The following is a 3,717-nucleotide window of genomic DNA, read 5'->3' as shown; positions in this document are numbered from 1 at the left end:
TCATAAAGTAAATTTGAATTGATTATATCGTGATAGTTCTTGATTTTGTCATGGTTATCACACCTGTTTTACGCAGAAGCGCGTTATAATTTATGTATTGATATTAAATAGGGGAACATTTATTATGGCCTGGCCTTTTAAGAAAAAAATCCTGTTAGCTGTCGTGCCACTGACGCTATTTAGCGCTGGTGTGGCGTCAACGCTAACTGTACACGCAGATAAAAAAGTACAACAAAAACCTGCTACCCAAGATTTTGACTTGGATGCTTTTTCAACGGATCTCGACAAGATGGACATGACAGTCGGTCCGGTTAAGTTTTCGTCAAGCTCAGTTTCAATTCATGTCGCGAAACTAGCAAAGGGGACAACTGAAGCGAGTCCGATTCCAGAGTCACCATTAGCAAATGGTACGTTACCCGCGGCGGCAATGCCTAAGATGACGGATGGTAAGTTTGATATCCGCGCGACGCTTTGGAATAAGGAAGCTGACGATGCAGAAACGTTCTTTAATACGATTGCGCCAGATGCACAACGTGTGGCCATTTCATATGGTGTGCGTCCATCCGTCTTGATGGCCCAAGCCGCACTAGAATCGGACTTTGGACGCTCATCATTAGCCTCTGTCTATCACAATTATTTCGGGATTAAAGCCGTTGATGGGCAGGATAGCGTTGATTTACCAACTAACGAAGAAGTTGATGGTAAAACCGTCCGAGTGACGGCTGCGTTTGCTCGCTATGATTCAGCCGTTGATAGTATGATTGCTAATGCTAGTTTGTTGCGCAATCATGATATGTACTCGGGAACTTGGCTAGAGAATACGAGTTCTTATTACGACGAAACAAAGGCGTTAACAGGAACGTACGCAACAAGTTCGTCATATGCACGAAGCTTGAATGCGGTTATCACAACTTATCGTCTAGCCGCTTTGGATATCAAGTAATAAAAAGCACCACTTAACAATACTTGTTAAGTGGTGCTTTTTATGTTTAATCTTCAGTTTCGTCTAGCTCGGCAGACTTTTGTAGCAGTGCCTGAAGCTCATTCTTACGACGATCGCGCGGAATAAACAACCCGAGCATGTCTTCATTAATACCTGCCATAACGTGGATAACTTCACCAGCGTCGTTCGTCTCAACTGTCAGTGGTGACTTCAATGACTTGTTAGGACTAGCAATGACATCATTGATGGTCCAATCATCAATTGACATCCCGCGTGGATTTTTGAAAATAGTCGCTTCTGGATCCTCGGCAGCGCAAATAGCACGCATTGTTGGGATAGAAACGGGGAGGGCAGATGAGTCTTTTAATTGAACCAATTCATATGCCAAGTTGTTACGTTCGAAAAAACTCTCAACCGACTTTAACGCATTAAGCGCTGATGTGCGGTGAGAAAATGAGTATACCGTGACAGTCATGGAATTCCCTCAATTCATGTAATTACTAATGTATCTATTGTTTCACATATTAAAAAACAGTCAAGTGTTTCAATTGAATAACAATGATTTCTTTGTTTCAATTTTGTTGTTTATGAAAATACGATTGTAATCGAATGGCATTTCGATTTGATTTCACGAGTTGAATTGTCATGACCTGGAAACAAGCGTAAAATACCTATCTGTATATTTATGAATTTTTCATAAACGATAATCGAATATTTAAGGAGTTTTCTCATGGATAAGAAACGTATTGGCCTTGGCGCCCTTGTCATGATGATGTTTACCACCATCTTTGGGTTTGCCAATGGTCCAGTTGCGTTCGCACGTATGGGCTACGCGGCAATTATTTGGTACATCCTGGGAGCATTGCTATTCTTCCTCCCAACATCAATGATGTATGCTGAATTTGGGGCATCATTTAAAGATGCTAAAGGAGGTATCTACTCATGGATGGAACGATCACTTGGTAAGAAGATCGCGTTCATTGCGACGTTCATCGGACTTGCCTCATGGATTATCTGGATGATTTCAGTCTCACAAAAAGTCTGGATTCCATTGTCAACGTTGATCTTCGGTAAAGACATGACGACCACGTGGTCACTATTTGGTATGAATGGTGGCCAAACAGTTGGGGTACTTGCGGTTGTCTTCGTCGTTGTGGTTGCTTTCTTTGTCACCCGTGGTGTTAAGTCAATTTCACGTATTTCAGCCATTGGTGGTATGTTTGTAATGGCCTTGAACGTTATTCTGGTATTGGCCTCAATTGCCGTACTAATCGGTCACGGTGGCCACTTTGCTGAGCCATTACGTTGGCACTCATTCTTTGTTTCAGGTAATCCTGACTACAAGACAATTGGGCAAATGATTTCATTCGCTTTGTATGCTATTTTTGCCTACGCTGGCTTGGAGCAAATGGGTGGTATCATGGAGGACGTTGATAACGCCGAAAAGACATACCCAAAGGCCGCTCTAATTGCGACAACAATTATTGGTCTTGGTTACGCTATCTCGATTTTGCTTTGGGGTGCCTCATCTAATTGGGCACAAATCGCTGGTGATAAGAGTGTTAATTTGGGAAACATCACGTACGTCTTGATGAATAACCTTGGTACACAATTAGGCGATGCATTTGGCATGAGTCATGCTGGTGGCGTCTTGCTTGGATCGATTTTTGCCCGCTTTGCTGGTATTTCAATGTTCTTTGCTTACGTTGGTTCATTCTTTGTCTTGACGTACGCGCCTTTGAAGTCATTCATTTTGGGTTCACCCAAGGAAGTTTGGCCAAAGAAGTTCATTGCTTTGAACAAGCATGACGTGCCGGCAGTTGCAGTCTGGTCACAAGCAATCCTAGTTTCAATTCTAATCATTTTGATTTCATTCGGTGGAAAGAGTGCTACGCAGCTTTACTTGGTTTTGACAAATATGGGTAATGTGTCATCAACACTACCATATGTCTTCCTGGTTGCAGCTTTCCCATTGTTTAAGCGTCTCAATGATGTTGAACGACCATTTGTGTTCTATAAGAGTCAAACGGTTACTTGGATTATTACAATTCTAGTCGAAGCATTGACGATCATTTCAATCATTTTGACGATTATCTCACCATTCCAAACTGGTGATCTGTTCGGTGGAATCTGGACGGTCGCAGGACCAATTTTCTTTGGTGTCTTGGCTTGGGTACTATTTACACTTGGCGAAAATCGTCACGGTAAGTTGTAATATCTTGAAAAACGTGTTCATTCTGGACACGTTTTTCTTTTGCAAAATTTCGAAGACGTGCTATATTTTTAGACAACATTAATGACGGTGAAGGAGGTTACACATATGGCTGAAGAAAACTATACCCCAATCGATGAATTAACGAGTGAAGAGCACACCTGGTATGCAGTTCGCATGATTGGTGACGAAATCGACACGTTATTAACGGCTGCCCCAGATTACGACGAGGCTGTTGGGATTGCACATCGAACATCACAGCAATTTCCAGACTTTAAACTCACTGTTCAAAAGGTCATTGGTGTATTCATGGATAATACCCGGTATGATAAAATGACTGATTTAAACTGGTATGGGGTTATGCCAGCTCGTCGTAAGGATAATTACATTACCCAGATTTTCTCAAATTTCAAGGATCTGAATGATTTTTTACAAGATAATCGTGCTGAAAAATTTAGATTTGTTAGTTTGTTAGCAGAATAAAATTAATTAAAGGGTTGACGGTTTCAATACTAACGTGTAATATATTATATGTTGTTGAGGCAATAACATGTAATATGTG

4 protein-coding genes are annotated in these 3,717 nt (G+C 41.4%); 3 read left to right on the top strand and 1 reads right to left on the bottom strand.

Annotated features, from left to right (window positions below; genetic code table 11):
- Positions 1-124 precede the first annotated feature (124 nt).
- Complete coding sequence (locus WEIDD23_RS01780) at positions 125-943, top strand: glycoside hydrolase family 73 protein (RefSeq protein WP_010373609.1); 819 nt, start codon at positions 125-127, stop codon at positions 941-943.
- A gap of 46 nt (positions 944-989) precedes the next feature.
- Here the strand turns inward: WEIDD23_RS01780 and WEIDD23_RS01775 are convergent, their stop codons facing one another.
- Entirely contained in the window at positions 990-1,418 is a 429-nt protein-coding gene (locus WEIDD23_RS01775; RefSeq protein WP_010373607.1) for a hypothetical protein, read from the bottom strand.
- Between the two features lie 255 nt (positions 1,419-1,673).
- On the opposite strand from WEIDD23_RS01775, the gene yjeM reads away from it, so the two are divergent.
- Both yjeM and WEIDD23_RS01765 read left to right on the top strand, forming a co-directional pair.
- Positions 1,674-3,158 (top strand): glutamate/gamma-aminobutyrate family transporter YjeM, encoded by a 1,485-nt coding sequence (gene yjeM / locus WEIDD23_RS01770; RefSeq protein WP_010373605.1) that lies wholly within the window; start codon positions 1,674-1,676, stop codon positions 3,156-3,158.
- Positions 3,159-3,263: 105 nt separating this feature from the next.
- Positions 3,264-3,638: a hypothetical protein gene (locus WEIDD23_RS01765; RefSeq protein WP_010373603.1), complete on the top strand. Its 375-nt coding sequence runs from the start codon at positions 3,264-3,266 to the stop codon at positions 3,636-3,638.
- The last annotated feature ends 79 nt before the right edge of the window (positions 3,639-3,717 follow it).

It is taken from the genome of Weissella sp. DD23 (assembly GCF_001579105.1).
Taxonomy (GTDB): domain Bacteria; phylum Bacillota; class Bacilli; order Lactobacillales; family Lactobacillaceae; genus Weissella; species Weissella cibaria.
The sequence above is the reverse complement of the archived record's forward strand: the minus strand, read 5'-3'. Positions and strand labels throughout refer to the sequence as shown.